The 21,162-nt window shown below is 61.5% G+C and carries 21 protein-coding genes and 2 pseudogenes; 15 read left to right on the top strand and 8 right to left on the bottom strand.

The genetic code is table 11. The features are described 5' to 3' along the window. Positions 1-1,030 precede the first annotated feature (1,030 nt). From SB764_RS35080 to SB764_RS35055, 6 genes are all read left to right on the top strand, one after another. Entirely contained in the window at positions 1,031-2,515 is a 1,485-nt protein-coding gene (locus SB764_RS35080) for a sensor histidine kinase (RefSeq protein WP_410866174.1), read from the top strand. After that, a complete protein-coding gene (locus SB764_RS35075; RefSeq protein ID WP_410866173.1) occupies positions 2,500-3,870 on the top strand; it encodes a sigma-54-dependent transcriptional regulator in 1,371 nt (456 codons plus the stop codon). Before SB764_RS35080 ends, SB764_RS35075 begins: the two co-directional genes overlap by 16 nt. Before the next feature lie 147 nt (positions 3,871-4,017). Then, positions 4,018-4,815: a hypothetical protein gene (locus SB764_RS35070; protein WP_074987532.1), complete on the top strand. Its 798-nt coding sequence runs from the start codon at positions 4,018-4,020 to the stop codon at positions 4,813-4,815. Between the two features lie 45 nt (positions 4,816-4,860). Beyond that, positions 4,861-5,412, top strand: coding sequence for a hypothetical protein (locus tag SB764_RS35065; RefSeq protein WP_410866172.1), 552 nt, complete (start codon positions 4,861-4,863; stop codon positions 5,410-5,412). 15 nt (positions 5,413-5,427) lie between these two features. Next, positions 5,428-6,660, top strand: coding sequence for an MFS transporter (locus tag SB764_RS35060; RefSeq protein ID WP_410866171.1), 1,233 nt, complete (start codon positions 5,428-5,430; stop codon positions 6,658-6,660). Next, positions 6,657-7,910 carry an arsenic transporter gene (locus tag SB764_RS35055; RefSeq protein ID WP_410866170.1) on the top strand — a complete coding sequence of 418 codons (1,254 nt, stop codon included), beginning with the start codon at positions 6,657-6,659 and terminating at the stop codon, positions 7,908-7,910. Before SB764_RS35060 ends, SB764_RS35055 begins: the two co-directional genes overlap by 4 nt. Before the next feature lie 100 nt (positions 7,911-8,010). Here SB764_RS35055 and SB764_RS35050 read toward each other — a convergent pair whose 3' ends face one another. Next, positions 8,011-8,493, bottom strand: coding sequence for a hypothetical protein (locus SB764_RS35050; RefSeq protein WP_074987536.1), 483 nt, complete (start codon positions 8,491-8,493; stop codon positions 8,011-8,013). A 156-nt stretch (positions 8,494-8,649) separates the two neighbouring features. Here SB764_RS35050 and SB764_RS35045 point away from each other — a divergent pair, with 156 nt between their 5' ends. After that, entirely contained in the window at positions 8,650-9,198 is a 549-nt protein-coding gene (locus tag SB764_RS35045; protein ID WP_410866169.1) for a lipocalin family protein, read from the top strand. A gap of 101 nt (positions 9,199-9,299) precedes the next feature. Here the strand turns inward: SB764_RS35045 and SB764_RS35040 are convergent, their stop codons facing one another. The 6 genes from SB764_RS35040 to SB764_RS35015 form a co-directional block, all read right to left on the bottom strand. Next, positions 9,300-9,677: a response regulator gene (locus tag SB764_RS35040; RefSeq protein ID WP_074987538.1), complete on the bottom strand. Its 378-nt coding sequence runs from the start codon at positions 9,675-9,677 to the stop codon at positions 9,300-9,302. A gap of 59 nt (positions 9,678-9,736) precedes the next feature. Then, positions 9,737-11,161: an RAD55 family ATPase gene (locus SB764_RS35035; RefSeq protein ID WP_348966967.1), complete on the bottom strand. Its 1,425-nt coding sequence runs from the start codon at positions 11,159-11,161 to the stop codon at positions 9,737-9,739. 474 nt (positions 11,162-11,635) lie between these two features. After that, positions 11,636-12,268, bottom strand: coding sequence for a hypothetical protein (locus SB764_RS35030; protein WP_410866168.1), 633 nt, complete (start codon positions 12,266-12,268; stop codon positions 11,636-11,638). A 276-nt stretch (positions 12,269-12,544) separates the two neighbouring features. Beyond that, on the bottom strand, positions 12,545-12,850 hold the full coding sequence (locus tag SB764_RS35025; protein ID WP_237182019.1) for a hypothetical protein: 306 nt from the start codon (positions 12,848-12,850) through the stop codon (positions 12,545-12,547). Positions 12,851-13,313: 463 nt separating this feature from the next. Beyond that, positions 13,314-13,727 carry an Hsp20/alpha crystallin family protein gene (locus tag SB764_RS35020; RefSeq protein WP_074987541.1) on the bottom strand — a complete coding sequence of 138 codons (414 nt, stop codon included), beginning with the start codon at positions 13,725-13,727 and terminating at the stop codon, positions 13,314-13,316. A gap of 38 nt (positions 13,728-13,765) precedes the next feature. Continuing rightward, a complete protein-coding gene (locus SB764_RS35015; RefSeq protein ID WP_110329279.1) occupies positions 13,766-14,206 on the bottom strand; it encodes an Hsp20/alpha crystallin family protein in 441 nt (146 codons plus the stop codon). A gap of 196 nt (positions 14,207-14,402) precedes the next feature. Here SB764_RS35015 and SB764_RS35010 point away from each other — a divergent pair, with 196 nt between their 5' ends. The 5 genes from SB764_RS35010 (at position 14,403) to SB764_RS34990 (ending at position 18,024) form a co-directional block, all read left to right on the top strand. Further along, positions 14,403-15,041, top strand: a complete 639-nt coding sequence (locus tag SB764_RS35010) for a diguanylate cyclase (RefSeq protein WP_410866167.1) — start codon at positions 14,403-14,405, stop codon at positions 15,039-15,041. Positions 15,042-15,212: 171 nt separating this feature from the next. Continuing rightward, complete coding sequence (gene groES / locus SB764_RS35005; protein ID WP_410866166.1) at positions 15,213-15,530, top strand: co-chaperone GroES; 318 nt, start codon at positions 15,213-15,215, stop codon at positions 15,528-15,530. Between the two features lie 76 nt (positions 15,531-15,606). Then, positions 15,607-17,229 (top strand): chaperonin GroEL, encoded by a 1,623-nt coding sequence (groL, locus tag SB764_RS35000; protein WP_410866165.1) that lies wholly within the window; start codon positions 15,607-15,609, stop codon positions 17,227-17,229. 103 nt (positions 17,230-17,332) lie between these two features. After that, a complete protein-coding gene (locus SB764_RS34995; RefSeq protein ID WP_410866181.1) occupies positions 17,333-17,602 on the top strand; it encodes a hypothetical protein in 270 nt (89 codons plus the stop codon). Next, positions 17,599-18,024 carry a hypothetical protein gene (locus tag SB764_RS34990; RefSeq protein WP_410866164.1) on the top strand — a complete coding sequence of 142 codons (426 nt, stop codon included), beginning with the start codon at positions 17,599-17,601 and terminating at the stop codon, positions 18,022-18,024. The genes SB764_RS34995 and SB764_RS34990 overlap by 4 nt, the downstream gene beginning before the upstream one ends. 262 nt (positions 18,025-18,286) lie before the next feature. Here the strand turns inward: SB764_RS34990 and SB764_RS34985 are convergent, their stop codons facing one another. Beyond that, a complete protein-coding gene (locus SB764_RS34985) occupies positions 18,287-18,859 on the bottom strand; it encodes an Hsp20/alpha crystallin family protein (protein ID WP_410866163.1) in 573 nt (190 codons plus the stop codon). A gap of 126 nt (positions 18,860-18,985) precedes the next feature. Between SB764_RS34985 and SB764_RS34980 the strand changes: the two are divergent. The 3 genes and pseudogenes from SB764_RS34980 to SB764_RS34970 all read left to right on the top strand — a co-directional run. Then, a pseudogene (locus SB764_RS34980) lies at positions 18,986-19,162 on the top strand (IS5/IS1182 family transposase); the annotation flags it as partial. A 23-nt stretch (positions 19,163-19,185) separates the two neighbouring features. Further along, positions 19,186-20,130, top strand: a pseudogene (locus SB764_RS34975) (ATP-binding protein); the annotation flags it as partial. 295 nt (positions 20,131-20,425) lie between these two features. Further along, positions 20,426-21,160, top strand: a complete 735-nt coding sequence (locus SB764_RS34970; protein ID WP_410866162.1) for a Crp/Fnr family transcriptional regulator — start codon at positions 20,426-20,428, stop codon at positions 21,158-21,160. Positions 21,161-21,162 lie beyond the last annotated feature (2 nt).

Here is a 21,162-nt window from a genome sequence, read left to right as displayed (position 1 = left end):
AATAAAACCGTCACTGTTGCGGGACGGCAGCGGCAGTAAGCCCGACCGGAGTAAAACGTGATTTGCACACTCGTTTTCTCCGAAGGAGCACGCAAATGGACGCGTCTGACACAGCCCTCCGTGGGCAGAATACGACGGCGGTTGACCAGCTGTACATGGCTTTTGAATTGGGGGAGAAGAGCTGGAAGCTCTCACTGGGTGACGGCCGCCGCGCGCCCAGCCCTGTACGGTGGCCGCAGGGGATACCATGGCGGTCCTCGCCGCCGTCGAGAACGCGATGGCCCGCTGCCATCTCGGCGCCGACGCACAGGTCTATAGCTGTTATGAAGCTGGTCGCGACGGCTTCTGCCTGAGATCCACTTCGGGCGCACACCCTTGCCAGACCACTTCCTTCTAATCGCTGGATAACAGTATCTGGCCGGCGCGCTTGGCGACTGGCCGTAGCCGCCCCGCCTGCGGCACATCCTGCTCCGTCATTTCAAATCGCACGACGTCCTCCCTGAACCCGGCCAGAGCCTCCGGAACTTCGCACGCCCGGGCGTAAGCCAGCATGTCATCAATTGACCAGTAGCGCGCACAGGGTCTTCAGCTTGGACAGTGATTCGTATGGGGAAAGCCGACTCGTCGGCGACCCGATGCTCTCCGCGTGACCTTTCCAACTCAGCCATATGCCCGCAGGCCGATGCCCGGGACACCGATATTAGCCGCGTCGCTCACACTCCCCAAACAATTCGTGGACACTACCGACGGAATCGACGCAGAAGGACAACGCGGCGCTGGCTGGCCACGAGCCGCTTCTCGTGCATAGAGAGCCTGCAAGATGCATCTTCGGCCGAAAATCTTGGCAATTGACGACAGGCCCCCGTATTACGATCGCCCTCTTTTCACCAAGTCCGCTTTCGATGAAAATGACGGGCCATTGCACCCCAATTTCCGGCCCGGTGTCTGGGAGGTGCTCACAACTCCTCATCGAGTTGCCGCGGCGAGAAACTTGCTTCATGTCGGATCGCATCAAAGCTAATGGATCGCCATGCCGAGACCTTCGTTCTCCACACAGCTTTTCGTGCTGTGGATTCTGGTTGCAGTGCTTTGTGGCCTGCTGGCTCTATCAGTCTGGCTGGTCTTGTCATCGGCGCTCGGCGAGCGCGTCGAAACGGCCAGGCGGCAGGCCGCATCCGCTTGCACGGCGGTTGCGTCGCGCTATGACGCATCAATGCAACGCCCCGGTGAAGCCAACGTCGATCTCATGCATGCCGTCCTCGACCTCGTGCTCATCCAGACCGAGGGCGTAGAAGGCGGCTTCTGGATCAGTGACCCGGCATCGAACATCCCGGATGGCTTTCTTGCCTACGCGTTTCCGACCTACGAGGGCAGCGGCGTCAAGCGCGACATCCCTGAAGCCGAGACGCCACTGATTCTGCACACGCTGAAGAACGCCGCGGCGGCCAGTCAGACGAAGACCGGTGACGTTTCAAACGGCGCGGACGCCGTGATTGCGGTCGCCTGCCCTGTACCAAACCACCCGGGCCTGCTTGTCTGGACGCTGACGCGCGCGCGGCCGCCACTTGGTCCCTATGGCGAGCGGGCCGCGACAATTCTGTCGGCTGTGCTCGTCTTCATCGTTGTGCTGGCGTTAGCGCTCGCGCTCGCCTTCAGGCGCTGGAAGCGTAACCTGACGCGCCTCGAACAGGCGCTCGCGGCCAACGGCGAGTTCGAGCAGGGCAAACGGCTAGATCTGCTCGGTGAACGCGATCTGGACCAGATCGTCGTAGCGCTGAACCGCTATGTCGAGCGCGCCGAACGGCTCAAGCGCGAAGCAAGCGACATGGCGCTTCAGCTCGCGCGCGCCGAACGCTTCAGCGTGCTGGGAAAGATGGCTGCGCAAATCGCCCATGAGATCCGCAATCCCGCAGGTGCGATGCGCCTGAAGGCCGAGAATGCGCTCGCGGGTGACGAAGCGCGCCGTGAGGCGGCGTTGAAAATCATCATCGAGCAGGTGGGCCGCATAGAGTCGCAGGTGACAAGCCTGCTCGCGCTGACTCAGCCCATTGCGCTTCAACCTCGCGAAGTCGATTTGGACGCGTGGCTGGACCAAATCGTTGTCGTGCATGAATCCCGTGCGGAGAGCCATCAGATCGAACTGCGCGTCGAGGTCGATACCGCCGCGACACAACCCGTTTTCGATCCGGCGCAGATGGCGCGCGCGCTCGACAATCTCATCGTCAACGCGCTGTCGCACGCGCCTTCGGGCGGCTACGTCAAGGTCGCCGCAAGGCACACGCAGCCGGACGGCGGCGAGCGCCTTCGCTTCGAAGTCAGAGACAATGGCCAGGGCGTGAAGGCGAGTGAAAGAAAAGGCATCTTCGAGCCGTTTGTCACCGGCCGCCCGGATGGCTCGGGCCTTGGCCTTGCTGTCGTGCGCGAGATCGCCGACGCGCACGGCGGCCAGGCGTTCCTTGCCGACGATCCGCATACCACATGCTTTGTGATTGACCTGCCATGGCGACCATACTGATCATCGACGACGACGACGCCTTCCGGGAAGGCCTCGCGGAAACCGTGCAGGATCTTGGCCATGACGCGCTGGAGGCGCGTTCCGGCGAAGAGGCATTAGCTTTGCTGCGCGAGCGCGCCACGCCGGATTGCATCTTTCTCGACTTCCGGTTGCCCGGCGCGGACGGTCTCGCCGTCCTGCAGACGCTGCGCGAAGCAGCGCAGTTACGCACCGTTCCCGTCGTGATGCTGACCGCACACGCGACGAGCGACAACACCATCGGCGCCATGCGCCTGGGCGCTTTCGAACATCTGACCAAACCCGTCGGACGCGACGAGATCATCGCCTTGCTCGAACGCATCCTGACCGTCCAGGCCCGTGCGGCCGCCGCGAACACGTTCAGGGACGAGGTGAAAACGCATGAGCCGCGCCTGCTCGGCGTAAGCGAAACCATGCGCGACGTGCAAAAGCGCCTGGGCCGCGCAGCGGGGACCACCGCCACCGTGCTCATCACGGGTGAAACCGGAACCGGCAAGGAAGTCGCGGCTCAAGTGTTGCATCGCGCTTCGGCGCGCGCGAGCGGCCCCTTTGTTGCGGTGAACTGCGCGGCCGTGCCTGCTGATCTGCTGGAAAGCGAGCTATTTGGGCACGCCAGAGGCGCGTTTACGGGTGCCCAGGCTGAGCGGCGCGGACGCATCGAAGAAGCGCACGGCGGCACGCTCTTTCTCGATGAGGTCGGCGACATGCCGCTCACCATGCAGGCCAAACTCCTGCGCGTGCTGCAGGAGCGGCAGATTACTCCGCTTGGGACCAACCGGGTCGTCGATGTGGACGTGCGCTTCGTCGCGGCAACCCATCGTGATCTCGCATCGATGGTGAATGCGGGAGACTTTCGCCAGGATCTGCTGTTTCGCCTCAACGTGATTCCGCTGCACATGCCGCCCCTGCGCGAACGTGTGGCCGATATCCTGCCGCTTGCCGAATACTTTCTCGCGACAACATCTACCGATGCCGCGCGCAAACATCTCTCGGCGGACGCGCAGCGCCTGCTCGCCACGTTCAGCTGGCCAGGCAACGTCCGCGAACTTGCCAACGCGATCGAGCGCGCAGCCGCGCTCGCGCCGGGCCTGGTGCTGACGCGCGAAGACTTCGACTTCCTGAGCGCGGCGATTGGCTGCAAGGATCATCCGATACCTGCCAGCCTCCTTGAGCTTCCCCTCGCGCAAGCCGTGGCCCGGCTGGAACGTGCGCTCATCGCCCATGCGCTTGCTGCGGCGGGAGGCAATCGCGCGGAAGCCGCCCGCAGGCTCGGCATCAGCCGCCAGTCGCTCTACACGCGGATGGCGGCGCTTGGCATGGGAGACTCTTTTGCCTGAGCGCATCGCTGTCACGAAACTGGACACATCCTGTCCGGTTTCTGGACATGCCGCCGCCCGTCCAGAGCCATAAAGGCCCGGAATACTGACCTCGGGGATATGGCATGACCATTGCAGAACACTCCACGTCACGCGAAGGAGTGAATCATGCAATCGACCCGCTATCCGGCGCACGCAGTCGTGCTGCGCCACACAGTCGCAACGTGTCTCGCGAGCCTGCTTCTGGCGAGCGCGGGATGCGCGGCGCAGCCTCAACCTGAAGCAACACCGGTTCCCCCGCCGCCGCCCAGCGCAGCTATTGCACGTCCGCCGGGCGCAGCGCCGCTTGCGCCACTGCCCGGCACCGATCCCGGTCGCCCGGCTGAGCCCGGCATTGCCACCGGCAGCACCGCGCAGGGCACTGTCGCGCGCTTCCTGATCAATCCGGATGGCGACGTCGACGGCTTTCTGACCCGCGAAGGTCTGCTGATCCGGTTTCCACCGCACATGGGCGCCCAGCTTGCCGCGACGGTTCGCAAGGGCGACGCGGTACAGGTGAGTGGCTGGCGAAACTCAGAGGCGAGCCTTGACGCCCAACGCATCACCGATACGAGAAGCGGCGAGCAACTCGTCGATCAACCGCCTGCACCTGATGCGGCTGCGCGCCCAATGCCGCGCGAACTGCGTGGCGCGGGCCTTTCCCCGATGGACGCACAGGGGCAGGTTGCGTATGTGACCAGCGCGCCGCGCGGCGAGCCCGACGGCGTCATCCTCTCGGACGGCACGGTGATCAAGCTCACGCCTCCCATCGCCCAGCAGTACCCCGCACTGGTCAGAACGGGCGCAACAGTCGCAGCCAGAGGTTACGGAACGCGCAACCAGTACGGCGCGGCCTTGCAGGCAACAGCATTCGGCTCGCCTGGCAACCTCTCCCCGCTCTACGACCGTCTTCCACCCGCGCCCTGAGCGCGCCTTCTGACAAATCCCAGCCATTCACCAAGGAGAAACGCAATGCATTGGATCGACCCTGAGAGCCTTCCTGAAATCCGCGGGGAAGTCGTGCGTTTCCTGTTGAACCCGCACGGCGAAATCGACGGCTTTGTGCTCGATTCGCAGCAGATTCACTTTCCTCCCAATCTCGCGAACAAGCTGGCTCGGCACGTGGCAACGGGCGAGGTCGTCCGGGTCCGCGGAGTGAAACCTCGAGGCGCCAACATGCTTGTCGCAGTGTCTATCTTGACCCAAAGCGGCGTGCTGATTCTCGACGAAGGTCCGCACCATGACGGGCAGAGGCCTCCGAAGCCGCACATTGAACGCAAACCCATGGAGGGATCCGGTGGAGTTGTGCTTTCCCTGTTCGGCCCGAAAGGCGAACTGCGCGGCGCCTTGCTCGACGATGGCACGTCGTTGCGCATGCCGCCGCACGCGGCCACCGAACTGGCCAGCTATCTGGCGCCCGGCGCGCATGTCCAGGCGTGGGGAAGCGGCGTCAGGAACAGACATGGGCGCACGATCGAAGTCGACGAGATCGCTGAACTCGTCGACGCGCCGTCGCCTGCCTGACGCGGTGAGGGCCCCGTGAACCCGCACTATGCGCTTGAAGCGCTGAACTTCTTCATGGCCGATGTGCAGGCTGGCATCGGCCCGTTTCTCGGCGTGTTTTTGCAGGCGCAGGGCTGGCACCCGCAGGCAATTGGTACGGTCATGACGGTGGGCGGCATTGCCAGCATACTCGCGACATCGCCCGCTGGCGCGCTGATCGACGCGACGCATCACAAACGCGGCGTCATCGTCGTCGCCGGAGTGATGACAACGCTTGCAGCGCTCGCGCTGTGGATATCGCACAGCTACTGGATGCTCGCTGCTTCGCAGATCTTTACCGCCGTGACTGGCGCGGCGCTGGGGCCCGCGGTCGCGGGCGTGACGCTTGGCATCGTCCGTGAAGCAGGCTTCGACCGGCAGTTCGGCCGCAACCAGGTGGCCAACCATGCGGGCAACGTCGTCGGCGCGGCGCTTTCGGGCTGGCTCGGATGGAAATACGGATTCGGTGCGGTGTTCGTGCTCACCGGCGTATTTGGCGTGATGACCATCATCTCGACGCTGCTCATCCGGCGCGATGTGATCGATCATGACAGCGCGCGCGGATCAGGACCGTCGTCGCCGACGGCGCATGAACCTGCAAGCGGGTTTCGCGTGCTGTTGACCTGCCGCCCGTTGCTCTTGCTTGCCTTGTCGCTGGCGATATTCCATCTGGGCAATGCCGCAATGCTCCCGCTTTATGGGCTCGCCGTGGTCTCCGCCCATCAGGGAGACCCGAATGCCGTCACCGCCGCGACGATCGTCATCGCACAACTCGTCATGCTGGTCGCCGCATGCTTCGCGAATCGTCTTATTCAACGCATTGGCTACTGGGGCGTCATCCTGATCACCTTTCTCGCATTGCCCGTGCGCGGAGTCGTTGCGGCAATGTTTATCGCTGCATGGGGCGTGTGGCCGGTTCAGGCGCTTGACGGAATTGGCGCCGGCCTGCAAAGCGTCGCGGTGCCGGCATTGGTCGTGCGACTGCTGCAGGGAACGGGGCGCGTCAATGTCGGCCAGGGTGTCGTCATGACCCTGCAAGGCATGGGTGCTGCCCTCAGCCCCGCACTCGGCGGCATGCTGGCCCAGCATTTTGGCTATGCAACCGCCTTTCTTGCCTTGGGCGCCGTATCGACGGGTTCGCTCGCGCTCTGGCTGCTCTGTGGTTCAACGCTGAAAAAAGCCTGCGGCCGTCACTGTGACAACACCAAAAATACGCCTCTGACAACATGAATCCTGTTCTGCTCTCCTGGAGCATTGCCTTCGCCGCGACCGCCGGCGTCATCCTGCGTCCATTCCGCTGGCCTGAAGCGATCTGGGCAGTCGCCGGCGCGCTCGCACTGGTCACGCTCGGACTGCTTCCTGCGAGCCTCGCGTGGCAGGCCGTCAACAAGGGGAGCGACGTCTACCTGTTCCTCATCGGCATGATGCTGCTTTCGGAACTTGGCCGCCGCGAAGGACTGTTCGACTGGATCGCGGTGCTCGCTGTCAACCATGCGAACGGGTCGCCGCGGCGGCTCTTTTTGCTCGTGTACCTGGTGGGCGTCGTGGTGACGACTTTTCTGTCGAACGATGCGGCGGCTGTCGTCCTCACTCCGGCGGTGTTCGCCGCCGCGAAAAAAGCCCAGACAAAACCATTACCGCTGCTGTACGCGTGCGCATTTATCGCCAACGCGGCGAGTTTTGTGCTGCCAATCTCGAATCCCGCCAACCTGGTGCTCTACGCGAATCACACGCCAGCCCTGAGTCTGTGGATCAGCCGGTTTGCGCTGCCTTCTGTGCTGTCGATCGCCGCAACGTTTGTCGCGCTGCGCTGGACACAGCGCGACGACCTCAAGGGAAAGTGTGCGCGCGATCTGCCCATCGAGACACTCAGCACGAATGGCAAGGTGACGCTGGCCGGCATCGGTGTGATGGCAGTTACCCTGCTCGTCGTGTCGGCACTCGACCTGCAACTGGGTTTGCCCACGGCGATTCTTGGCATAGCCACCGCCGCCGTTATCCTGATCCGGGAAGGTCAGTCTCCGGCTGGGCTTATCGGCGAAATCTCCTGGAGCGTGCTCCCGCTTGTCGCAGGCCTGTTCGTGATGGTCGAGATGCTCGATCATACGGGTGTCATTGGCAGACTCTCGCATCTGCTTGCGCTGGCAACACGGCAAAACGAGCCGATGACTGCGGCCGTCGCAGGCGTGTCCGTCGCTTTAGGGAGCAACGCGATCAACAACCTGCCTGCCGGACTCATTGCAAGCGCGAGCGCCTTTCAGGCGCACAGTCCGGAGCGCGTCATTGACGCCCTGCTGATTGGCGTCGATCTGGGTCCCAATCTCTCGATCACCGGCTCGCTCGCCACCATCCTCTGGCTCACCGCAATTCGTCGTGAAGGCGAAGAAGTCAGCTTTCTGCAGTTTCTCAGGATCGGCCTCATGGTCATGTTGCCCGCGCTCGTGCTGGCGCTCGGCGTGCGGCTCCTCTGCGGAGCTTGACCTGGGCGTGTCCCCCTCCTCCCGAAAGGAACGTCGCCATCAGGCTGAGTGGATTCTACGCTCCGGTACCAGCCATCCAGCCATCCAGCCAACTGACATTTCACAAGCACGGCCTGCGCGTGCGAGTTCGCACTCCCTCAATCGCCAGCCGAAGGATTGCCTCGACGCAAGCCAGGGTGCCGGGGAGACGGTTGAGAATTAGAGTCGAACGCGCTACCGCCAGTCCGTCCATCTCGACTGCGATGTTCTGCAGGAGTTCCCTCGCGGTGAGTCGGCCCGCAACAGCAATCGCGATCGCGAGGAAGATATAAGACGCGCTCAATTCGCCGTTGTGCCACTTGAATTCCGGAGCGGCCCACACAAGAATGACTGTCGCCAACGCGATGACGCCCAGAACGAACTTCTGCGAGCGCGTGATGGCAGCTTCGACCGGGAGCGACGTAAGGACTTCATATTTGTCATGACGCAGGCGGAACACAAAGTAGCCGACAGCTGCGACGATGGCGATGACAAATACAGCCAGACGTACAGAGGCACCACTGAAGAGAGGAACGCCGGCGATACCTTGTGCGACGGGAAGCACAATCGGATTATGGATTCACCAACCTTGGTGTGACGTTGTGTTCGGTATTACAGTGGCACCGCCACATTTTTAGACATTTCGAGGTAACCTGAATCCCATTAACGGCGAAATATAGATTGCCGCTGCGTTTTCAATAAAACATAGGTATTGACAGTCATGCAGAAAAAAATCCTCGGCGCGGCACTTACCGGCGCGGCTTTCATTTTGGGCGCCTGCGCATATATTCCTCGGCCGGGCCACGTCGGGAACCCAGCCGTACCGCCACCTGCGAAGCCGGTAGATCTGAGCAAATATATGGGCCGTTGGTATGAACAGTTCCGCTATGAAGCGTCATTCGAAAAGGATATCGACGAGGTCACTGCCGAGTACTCACTCAACGAGGATGGTACGGTGAAGGTGGTCAATCGCGGCCGAGTAGAGGATGACCCCAGCGCGTTCAGACAATCGGTCGGCAAGGCGAAAGTCGTTGATCGGGCAACAAATGCGAAACTGAAAGTATCTTTCTTCGGACCATTCTATGGAGACTACTGGATTCTCGATCACGGCGACGACTATGAATGGTCGATCGTCGGAGAGCCGTCGGGGCGGTACCTATGGGTGCTCACGCGCGCAGCGCACCCCTCGCCTGACATGCTTGATCGCCTGCAGGCGCGCGTAAGAGCACTCGGATACGACTGGGCGCTTGTTCGGGTTACGAGACATTGATGCAAGGCAGCTGCTGATGTGAGGCGGTAGCTGCAGCATCGCGTCGAATTTCGGTAGATCCTGGGTTAAACGAATCCGTAAGATGCCGTCGCCGGCGGTAATTACCGCCCCTGAAATCCACTTTTTTCAAGCGTCTCAGTCACGATCCGCATCAGTTCTTGTGCTGGATATGGTTTGTCCAGCACAGCAACGAACAATTCCGGGTGTTGCCTCGCGGACGCTCCTTGTGCAGCGCTGGAAAGGATGACAGGAACGTGCATGACAGCGTGGTCTGCCTTGATCGCGCGCGCAAGCTCCAGACCCGTCATCAATGGCATCATGTAGTCCGTGATGACGAGGTCCGGAACAATACGTACGATAAGCTCAAGCGCTTCTGCTCCATTGCGAGCGCTATGGACGACGTATCCCGCGTCCTCCAGAAAAAAGGACAGGAAATCCGTGATCAAGGTCTCGTCGTCAACTACTACTATGGTCGCCATTGCGGCTCACTCCCGTTACCTGCCGTCAGCAGACGGCACGCAGCCCTTCCAGCGACATTTTAATTTTCGGGGGTGCCTGATGTAGCGATGCCACGATCCCCGAGCGTTCCGTGAATGGCATCTGGGATGATGAGCTTCGTGATTGTCGGCGCGAACGCACTATCCCTGATCTTGATAACTTTCATGCCAGGATACAGCGCGTCACCCGCTTCCTCAAGCTGCATGCCAATGACATTGTCGAACAGACTCAGCATTTCTGGCGGCGCCGAATTCAGTGCCGTCGCGGTCAGTTCCCTCGTTTCCCATGTACACACCGTCGTAACGTCCAGAACACGTAACTGGTTCGTCAATGCAGCAAGAAATTCGGTGAAGCGAGGACGCTCAACACTCGCCCTTTCGAAACCCGCAAGCCCATCTATGACGAGTCTGCGCATTCCGCGTGCCCGAACTGCATCAAGCAACTGGTACGCCAGTTTGTCGATGACGTTCTCGGTCAACGGGTTCCACAAAACAGCCACCGCACCTGAGGCGATAAGCGTCTCCAGTTCTATCCCCAGAGCCTTTGCCTTACTGGCGAGACGCGCAGGGCTCTCGTAGAAGCCAAAGTGCAGCGCGGGTGCTTCAGGCGTCGCCAACCGTAGAAAATTCAGACCAAAACTGGTCTTGCCACTTCCACCCGGACCCACCACGGCTGTAGCGGAGTTTGCGGGCAGGCCGCCGTGTACTCGCAGGTCAAGCTCGTCGACTCCACTGGAGACCCGGTCCTGCGGAGCACGGTCCTGACCAACAGGTCGACCATACAGGGATTCGAGCCGCGGATAGACAGTGACCCCCTGATTGGAAATCTCATAGTGATGGAGACCTCCAAGCGATGCACTTCCGCGCGATTTGGTTATCCGCAGCCGTCGTACGGTACGCGAGCCGAACAATTCCTCCTCTAGTTGAACCACACCATCGACCATCGTGTGCTCGGGGCTTGATTCGTCGATGCGCGCGCTGGTCAGAAATAGGACCGTGCAGCCACTGAAAGACGCATGCCCCTGCAGTTCCGCGACAAAGGCCTTCACATCGAGTGAGCTATGCGTGCTTTCGCGCGCGTTGAGCAGGCCATCCAGTATGAGCATCGAGGCACCTTGGCGCGCCATCTCCTTGCGGAGCAGCTCAACCAGCGCGCTCAGACCGTCGACGCGAAGCGTTCGGAACAGACTCAGATACGTTATTTCCTTACCAACGAGCTCAGCATCGTAGAAGTCAAGTATCGCGAGTGATTGAAAGAGGCGATCGTGGGATTCTGCGAGGAGCGTGATGTAGAGAATTTTGCTTCCCGCACGAGCCTGCGCGAAGGCAATCTGGTTTGCCAGGATCGTCTTGCCGGCACCCGGTCGCCCCTGAAGGATATACGCGGAACCAGCAATCAACCCGCCGCCCAGAATTGGGTCAAGTCCGGGCACATCGCTCTTCAGGCGAGTCAGGTTATGGTGCATCGCGTTTAGGTTCCGACGTTGGTGGTTGCCGAAGGGACGGCAGAAAGGGGCAGCAAGTGCCACAGTTTCAGGGAGAACAGAGAACGGGAATCATCCACGTGCAACTGTATCCAGGCACGATTATGCGCCAAACACGCTATCCATCGCCACCGATGGGTCCAGGCGCACTTCGGCGATGTACGCCACAGCCAGCGACTCATCATGAAGGCCCACCGCTGCCGTCGCCAATCGACGCGCCGTACATGAACTGGTTCGAAGCCACCAGATGGCACACGGCTTTGCGGCGGAACAATAGAAGCGGACGGCAATGCCTTGAGGTCGCAATCCATCAGGACGTGCGCACCTGCGCTGCGACGAGGCCGCGTCATCTCTGGATCACAATTCGCAACCAGGCTTTCCAGATCGCCCACCCTCTTCGCGATGCGCAGCCCGACGTCCGAAAGTGACATCTTCGGCGGACCCAATAACGGATTTCTATTCCCGGTTTTGCAGGCAACGTGGCTGTTGAAATGCCTCCCAGCAACCGGGCAGACCAATTGCCGCCAGAATGCTTCTAGCTTCGGCGAAGCCGCTTCCAGGATGGCGCTCAAAGACCCGGTTGAATTCTTCGACGAGTGGTCGGGTACGCTCCGGGACAGGTGCGTCGTGCCCCAGCAACAAGGCGGTTTGTCCAAATTTAACCGGTCCGGCCTTTATCAGCGCGCGCAGCGCGGCATTCGCGCTACCGCGCCCGAACAACTCCATTCCGTATGTACGGATCATGGCGCGTACGATCGATTCCGCAGCGGGCGTAAACGGCGGCATTGTTTTGATCAGGCGCAGATGCGGTGAGCGCACATCAGACGCGGTGAATCGTTCGATACCGTCGATGTCGGCTTCGAGACGTTTCACGGGCAGATCAACGCTAAAGAGCATAAGCCGTATGCGTTCATAAAGCGCATCGTTGTCGGGAAATGTGACTGCAGTGTCTGTCATTCTATTTTCCTCGAAGCGGAGTTCAGATGGTTCCGCAGGAACAGCGATCCAGAAGTGGCGACCGTCGAATCCGCAGGTATTCGTCTCGCGTCCATCCAGAAATCGCTGACGGAATCCAGATCTGTCGAACATGTCGGCCCGGAACGACTGAGCATAACCGGATCTGTGCTTCGGGAGATGCCCGCGCCTGTTTCCCCTCATCCGCCAACAGGCGTGGCAAACTAGCGCGGTGCCCAAGTTTCGCTATCAGATTCTGTTGCACATGATGTTCCCTATCGCATCGCGTGCCTGCGCCCCGCGTTACCGCTGTGGCTCGTGTCGATCCGGAGGCCGTCCGGCAAGCTCTGGCAGCCTCGCCCCCGCACTTCACGGCGAGGACGCCTGCGAGGCGTGCGGTCGCGTAGCCATTCAGCCAGCGCGTCCCGGATCCTCAATTTCCTTCGCACGACCACCCGGCGCGAGAGACATTGCCGGATCCGGGCCAACGGCGTTTCCGGTAGTATTCCTGCCGCGGGGCGCGTCGCACGGTTGAAGTGCGTCAAGGAACGTTTTGCCTTTTCCGGTCAGGTAGGCGCGCCGTGCACCTTCGCCGCAATGCTCCAGCATCACCAGTTGGCGCTCGAGAAGCGCGTCGAGTTCGGCGCGGTTCATGTCGAGTTGGTCCGGCGCCTGGCGAACCAGCATCAGGGTCGCGAATTCGTGTGGACTGAGCATTTACTTCTCCGAGGAAACAGGAGCCCGCGTGCAGTTGCCCCTGCAAAAAATGAAAAGTAGTGCAAGCTATACGCGGGCTGGACAACCGTGTGATGCGGTCCGTTCAACCGCGGAACTGTGCGGGCGAACCCCTGTCGCTTAAGCTGTCCGCATTGATGGTGCGTATCGCGATCTCGACTGTCGCCCGGTGCGCCTTGTCCACGCTTGCCCAGTGCTGGGCATAGGACAGGAGGTTCGAGTCTGTCACCGACTGCTCCGCGCGCCGGATGCGGACGATGGCTACGGCCAAGTTCCGGCCAGCGGGAGGCAGCGCAGTGCCAAACCGGGAAGACGCATGTCTCGATCATGCAGCCCTTCCAGCTATGGCAGCGTTCGTTGTGCATAGATACCTCTGCGTGGCGGGTCACGCGGCGCGGGCCGAGCAGACCACGCCGCATGACCGGACCTGCCTCTGCGCGTTCGTCTAGCCGACCCTCACTTCAATGCGGCGCGGTTTTGCCGCGTCACGACGGGGAATGGTGAGCTTGAGCACACCATCGTTCAGTTGTGCGTCGATGCGCGACACGTCGAAATCGGGGCTGAGTGTGAACGCGCGCCAGAAGTGCGGATGGCGCACTTCCCCATGTTGCAGGCGCAGTCCTGGTGGGGTCGAAATTACCGCTTCCGCCTCGATACTCAGGCTGCCGTCCTGCACGCGCACGTCGAGCTTTTCGCGCGGCACCCCTGGCAGATCCGCGTAGAGCGTGATGCCGTGGGTATCCTCGAAGATATCGACTGCAGGCGCAACCCGGGTAAGCTGCTTCGCATGTCGTGCACCTTCGCGCGAAGCAAGGTCGGTGTGAGGCTCCCGGGTAGTGAGTTCAGTGCTGTCGTTCATGATGTCCTCCGTGCTTTCTCGTGCTTCTTTCTATCGCGTCACTGAACGGCGATGGCTCGCGGCTTCGACGCTTCGGACCGTCCGACGCTCACCGTCAGACAACCGTTCACATAGCGCGCACTGACCTTGTCGGGATCCGCGTGCGGCGGCAGTTCGATCACGCGCCGGAACGCTCCCATGAAGCGTTCGCGAGCGTACACGCGCGTTTCGTCGCCACTTCCCGTCGCGGGAGGCCTGCGTTCGCCGCTGATCGTGAGCAGCCCTTTGTCTATCGAGACGTCGATCGACGCCGGATCGAGTCCTGGCGCGAACGCGACGATCTCTACGCTGTCGTCGGTACTGCCAACGTTGACGGGAGGAAAGGTTTCGCTGCGCGTAGCGCGCAGGCTTGCGGGAAAGCCCGCGACGGCGCTAGCTATCTGCCGTTGCAGGCGGTCGAATTCGCCCAGCAGATCGGTAGTGAAGAAAAGATCGCTCATGACTGGCTCCTTGAAACCGGGGCCTCTCACGAAGAACGAACTGGTCCACGCGCTCCAGTCCGTCTGCCGTGGGGACACCCGCTGACAAACAAATCGAAACACGCAGCGCTTGATCGCGACTGCCTGAGCGATGCCTAAAATAGCGCATATGATGGAAATTTCAAGAGGCCCTGCAACAACACAACCGGGAGGCATCATGGACCTATTCGACACGCTTCAGGCGCAGATCGACACCGTGCGTCTGCCGCTGTTCGCTGTCACCGTCACGGCGGCAGCACAGGTGAATACGCCGCTCATCGCAATACTCCACTGGCACGGATTCAAGCGTGCGACACCGTTGGTACTTCCCGGCATAGAGATCCCGCCCCGCCCGGTTCCAGCGTCAGCCGTTCAGCTCCATGCGCCATGGCACAATTTTGAGAGTGTGGATGCTTTGCTGCTGGATGCAGCGTGGCAATCTGGTGCATGGGATGTCGAGCGCACGGAACGGCGCGGGTGCAACGTGATCGGTGCCGGCGCTGCGGAGGCGCTCGCCTGTCGTCTGGCATTTGGCGACTACGGGGTGGACAGCGCGCATGACCCACAGCTCCTCGATGACGAAACCGATCGCGGCGAGCTGATTCAACTCGCCGCGCGCAAAGGCTACGTGCGCTGGCTGTTCCGGCCGGTAAAGGGCGGCCTGTGGCGCACGCTCGAAGCCCCGGACGACACGCTTGACGCCGATGGCGGACGCCAGCCACCCTGCCCCGTGCTGCCTGAGCCGCGTCGCCCTGATGGGCGTGGCCGCACGGTTTATCGCCTCGGCGTTGTCCATCGCATCTTGCTGACTCGCTGAAACAATTTGTTACAAATAGCCATTTTGACACCCCTTGAAGGACGTGACCGCCGCCTCTATTTCGCTATCCGCCAGACACACTGGCTCGGCTGCTCCGAGGCGTCCCCACACGCTTCGGTAACAGCAGCCGGATTCCCTTATTGGTAATCTTTAATCGCTCAGGAGATGAGAATGCAGATTCGTCCCCTCTACGACCGGGTTATCGTCAAGCGAATCGAGACGCAGCGGACGACGGCCTCGGGCATCGTGATTCCCGATTCGGCGGCAGAAAAGCCCGAACAGGGTGAAATTGTCGCGGTCGGCAGCGGCCGGCTGCTGCAGGATGGCACGCTGCGCCCGCTCCAGCTCGAAGCCGGCGACCGGGTGCTCTTCGGAAAGTACGCAGGCCAGACCGTCAAGGTCGATGGCGAGGAACTGCTCGTCATGCGCGAAGAAGACGTCATGGGCGTCCTCGAGGCCGACGCGGGCACCACCCGCAAGGCCGCCTGAAATCCCGACGCGGTCGCGAACACCGGGACGGTCGTTCGCGACGCGTTGAGTCAACGACTTTACCCGGAGCAATAACATGACTGCAAAAGACGTCAAATTCCACGACAGCGCACGCACACGCATCGTCAAGGGCGTGAACGTCCTCGCCGACGCGGTCAAGGTCACACTCGGACCGAAAGGCCGCAATGTCCTGCTCGAACGCAGCTTCGGCGCGCCGACCATCACGAAGGATGGCGTGTCGGTGGCGAAGGAAATCGAGCTGAAAGACCGCTTCGAGAACATGGGCGCGCAGATCGTCAAGCAGGTCGCCTCGAAGACCGCCGATATCGCCGGGGACGGCACAACGACGGCCACCGTGCTGGCGCAGGCCATCGTGCAGGAAGGCATGAAGCACGTCGCCGCGGGCATAAACCCGATGGATCTTAAGCGCGGCATCGACAAGGCGGTAGCCGCCGTGCTCGACGAGTTGCGCAAGCTGTCGAAGCCAATTTCCACGAACAGGGAGATCGCGCAGGTCGGTTCGATTTCAGCGAATTCCGACGAGGCAATCGGCGCGATCATCGCCGACGCCATGGAAAGGGTCGGCAAGGAAGGCGTCATCACGGTCGAGGACGGCAAGTCGCTCGAAAACGAACTCGACGTGGTCGAGGGCATGCAGTTTGATCGCGGCTACGTGAGCCCCTACTTCATCAACGATCCGGACAAGCAGGCGGCCTATCTCGATGATGCGTTGATCCTGCTGCACGACAAGAAAATCTCGAATGTCCGTGACCTGCTGCCGGTGCTCGAGGCGACGTCCAAGGCCGGCAAGCCGCTGCTGATCGTCGCGGAAGATATCGACGGTGAGGCGCTGGCCACACTCGTGGTCAACGCAATGCGCGGCATCCTCAAAGTCGCCGCCGTCAAGGCGCCAGGCTTTGGTGACCGACGCAAGGCTATGCTCGAAGACATTGCCATCCTCACGGGCGCGACCGTCATATCCGAGGAAACTGGCAAGCAACTGCAGAAGACAACGCTGGAGGATCTCGGGCGTGCGAAGCGCATCGAGGTACGGAAAGACGACACGATCATCATCGACGGCGCGGGCGACGAGCAGCGCATCGAGGCGCGCGTGAAGTCGATCCGTGCGCAGATCGAGGAAACGACGAGTGACTACGATCGCGAGAAGCTCCAGGAGCGTGTCGCGAAGCTCGCCGGTGGTGTTGCCGTCATCAAGGTCGGTGCGGCCACCGAGGTCGAGATGAAGGAAAAGAAAGATCGGGTAGACGACGCGCTGCACGCCACACGCGCGGCAGTCGAGGAAGGGATCGTGCCCGGTGGGGGCGTTGCGCTTCTGCGCGCGCGCTCGGCCGTGACCGGCCTGAAAGGCGCCAACAGTGACCAGGACGCGGGCGTCCAGATCGTGCTGCGTGCGCTCGAAGCGCCGTTGCGCGTGATCGCCGCCAACGCTGGGGACGAGCCTTCCGTGGTCATCGCGAAGGTCCTCGAAGGCAAGGGAAACTTCGGCTACAACGCAGGAACCGGCGAGTACGGCGACCTCGTCGAAACGGGTGTGGTCGACCCCACCAAGGTAACGCGCACTGCGCTACAAAATGCTGCATCAATTGCCGGGCTGATCCTCACGACGGACGCGACGGTCGCCGAGGCGGCGAAGGACGAGAAGCCGGCGCAGGCCCCCGCACCGGAGTTTGACTACTGAGGAGCGTTTCCGCATGCGCCGGCCAACGGTCGCGGCCGGTGCAATCCGTTCGGCGCCGCACATTGTCTCCGTCCTGCGGCGCCGCTTTTTGCCTGGGCCCGAAATGAAACTCGAACTTTACATTGACTCCAAGCGGCTCGACATCGAAATCGACGACGTCGTGGCGGGACTGCTGGCCGCCCGCCTGAGCCTTCCCGCCGGCTCAGACAATCACGATGCCCTCGCGCATTATCTCAGCGAGAAAGGCGCCCCATGGACGCTCGACGAGGAGCATATGCGCCGGCGCATCCTGCGCAGGTTCATCCTGGATATCGCCGACCCGGCACTGGTAATTCGCCATCTCATGGCTGATGGGGAGCACGGTCTGCCGTGATCGGCAAAGTCCCGCACGCCCAGACCGCCCAGTCAAATAATTTTTCTGAAGTACCTTGCGTCGCGATGTCCGACAGCCCTCATTTTCGTGCCCGCATGCCCGCCAGATTGCCTGTCGGCATGCTTGGCCTGGACTATCTCAAATTTCTGCAACTCTCGGTTGATGACGAACTATGTCGCAAGGGATCGTTCGTCGATGCCGCGCTGCAGGACGCGATGGCCGCCATACGCAAAGGCTCAATGCGTACGGAGCAGCCCGCGATGAAGGTCTTCTTTGATGGCTGCCAGTTCTGGCTCGCCAGGCACTTTCACCGCCATGAGGCGGCCCGCCGCCTGGACGCATTCCATCAGGAATTCTGGTGTGATATTCAACCGGGCCAGAAGGCCCACGCTGTGCGATATGCGTCGGAACGCCCGACCTGATGCGCGTCGGCATTGATACCCGCGCGCGCCACACGAGCTGACTGCCGTCCATGGCCTGCCCGAACTGGCGTGTGCCATTTATGCCTGGGGATGGCCGATTCTACCGTCCTGCCCCAATCAATCAGGCCGTTCGGCAGCATGAGCCTGGCACAGGGCTGTGGGTCGGACGGCGGACAGGGACGACTGCTACGTCGCGCGCAGCGTGGCTTGATGCGAGGCGCTTTTCCACCGGGCTGACCACACCGGCTACGAAACGGCCGAGCTAACCGATCTCGATCTCCACCTGACGGCCCAAGGACCTCACCGGTTCGCTTTTTGGCACCGTCAACGTGAGTATGCCGTTGTCATACCTGGCGAGCGCGCGTTCTGGATCTGCATATTCCGGCATGGGAACCGTGCGCTCAAACCGTCCGTGGGAACGTTCCAGCCGGTAGCACCCGTTTTCTTCGTCGCGTATATCCTGCTTTTTTTCTCCTCGAATTATTATCACACCATCCACAACGCTCACTTTTACGTCGCTCCGATCAATACCGGGTAGTTCTACCGTGACGCGCAGGACTGGTCCCTCATCAACCACGTCGATACGTGGCTGGAAACGCGCCGAGCTAAAATCTCCGAACCATCGGTCAAGCACTCCGCGAGCCAACGTCGGATCAAGAAGAAAGTCTTCGACTGCGCGCCACTGCTCGCGCGAGAGCAGCCTCATAAGGTCGGGCAATGAGTTGCGCTGGCCGCTCTCCCCTGCGTTGGTGTTGTCTGGTGACTGTGCGCCAGGCTTACGCCCTGACACGCGAAAGAACTTGAAGGGGTTCCACCTCTTCGGATCGGGATTCATCGTCTTTCTCCTCTCGGTCCTCAAGGAACATACGTTCGCGATGGTTAACATAGTCCAGGAAGACGAAATTTCAAGAGCACAAGAACGGAAGGCCCGCTGCCCAATAGCAGGACAGGCGCGGGTGACATGGCCAACGATCTGCGTTCGATTATCCGGGGGGCGGAATCGCCGGGGGCAGCCCAGTGCGGTCATCCTTGATGGCCGTACGTTGCAGTCGACGTGCGAGAGCGGTCCACGCGCAGTCTCTACGGGTACAAGCGTAAAAAAGGCAGCAAGGTGAACATGGCGGTGAACACATTGGGGTAACTGCTTGCTGTGCGTGTGACGCGTTTCCGACCTACGAGGGCAGCGGCGTCAAACGCGACATCCCCGAAGCCGAGACGCCACTCATTCTGCGTACGCTGAAGACCGCGGCGGCGACCGGTAAAACAAAGGTTGATGACGTGTCGAGCGGTGCCGACGCCGTGGTGGCGGTCGCCTGTCCCGTGCCACACCATAGAGACCTGCTCGCCTGGACGCTGACCCGCGCGCGGTCGCAACTCGGGCCGTACGGCGAGCGCGCCGCGACGATCCTGACCGGTCTTCTTCATCGTCTTGCTGGCGTTCGTGCTCGCCCTCGCACTCAGGCGCTGGAAGCGTAATCTGACTTGTCTCGAAACGGCCCTCGCGGAAGACGGCGAGTTCGAGCAGGGCAAGCGGATCACGCGGCTCGGTGAACGCGATCTGGACCAGATCGTTGAGGCGCTCAACCGATATGTCGATCCCGCCGAGCGCTTTAGCGCCCTCGGGAAGATGGCCGCGCAGATTGCGCATGAGATTCGAAATCCCGCTGGCGCCATGCGCCTCAAAGCCGAGAATGCGCTCGCGGGTGACGACGCGCGACGTGAAGCTGCTTTGAAGACCATCATCGAGCAGGGGGGAAGTATCGAATCCCAGGTGACGAGTCTGCTCGCCCTGACGCAACCCGTTACGCTTCAGCTTCGCGAGGTCGATTGAACTACTGGCTGGGCAATTTGAAAGTCCCCCACGAGCCCCATGCGCAAAATCGCCAGATCGACCTGAACGTCGAGGTCGCAGGGCTACGGCCCGTATTCGACACGACCCAGATGGCGCGCGCGCTCGACAATCTCATCGTGAACGCGCTGCGGCACGCCCCCCCTGGCGGCTACGTCAAAGTCACAGGACGACACACTAGATCGGACGGCGGCGAGCGTCTGCGCTTCGAAGTGAGCGACAACGGTCCGGGGGTGAGGGCCCGACGGAAATATCGTCGGCAGCCCCGGAGCGAACACGGCTTACCTTGGCACACAGCGCATCTTCATGGCCTCGCTCGAACTCGACTATTGACGCTCGCGCAGAAGCGTAGGTCGATGCCGCCATATGGGTCTCTTTGGGTGGCCCGATTATTGCATGGCTCGTGTTGGCGTTCGCTCCTGCTATTCGCGTATATCGGGCAATGCAGGGAGGCGTGACGCTCACGCTCGCCTGTTCGAGATTCCTGTGCGCGCGAACGCCATCTTTCGCCACGCCTCGCTGCCGTATCGACAGTTCGACGGAGGATGCCTCATGTCCACTCACGCCGATCCATTCACACGCATGCTCGACAGCGAGCAAGGACGGCTGCTGCTCTCGAAAGCCGTTCGGCGCAAGTTGCGGCGCGGTCAGATGCTCAGCATGCCGTCGCAGCTCGACAATCAGATTTTCATCGTGCGTAGCGGCCGCATCCGCGTTCATCTAATGAACGACCAGCGCGAACTGACACTGGCGTTTCTCGAACCCGGCGACGTCTATTCGACACACACGCCCGCATGGGTTACCGCCAGCGAGAGTTCCGAAGTGCTGCTGATCGGCGCGCGTGCATTCTCCGAACTGGTGGCCCAGATGCCGACGGCCACCGGCACGGTGGTCCGCTCGCTCGGAATGTTGCTCGGACGCATGATCGAACTGGTCGAAACGCTGGTGTTTCGCGACGCTCACGCGCGGCTCGCGCACTTCATCGTTTCGACGGCACGCAGTCGCGGCCAGCGCAGCGCGGACGGCTGGACCTTGCGACTCCATCTGTCGATCACCGAAATCGCCTTGCTGCTCGGATCGACACGTCAGACCGTCTCGGCGACCCTGAACCATATGCATCGCGAAGGCGTCATCATGCGACATGGGCCACGCCAGTTCTTCATCGCCGACCTAGCGCGGCTGGAAGCGTGGAATGGCGAGCGCCGCACCGGCTGCGAAGCGCCTCGGCCGAAACAAAGCACGCAAGGTGTCGGCCAGCCGACGGACGACGGCGAAGCGCATGGCTAGAC

The organism is Paraburkholderia sp. SIMBA_027 (genome assembly GCF_046535315.1).
In the GTDB taxonomy this organism is placed as follows: Bacteria; Pseudomonadota; Gammaproteobacteria; order Burkholderiales; family Burkholderiaceae; genus Paraburkholderia; species Paraburkholderia tropica.
The sequence above is the reverse complement of the archived record's forward strand: the minus strand, read 5'-3'. Positions and strand labels throughout refer to the sequence as shown.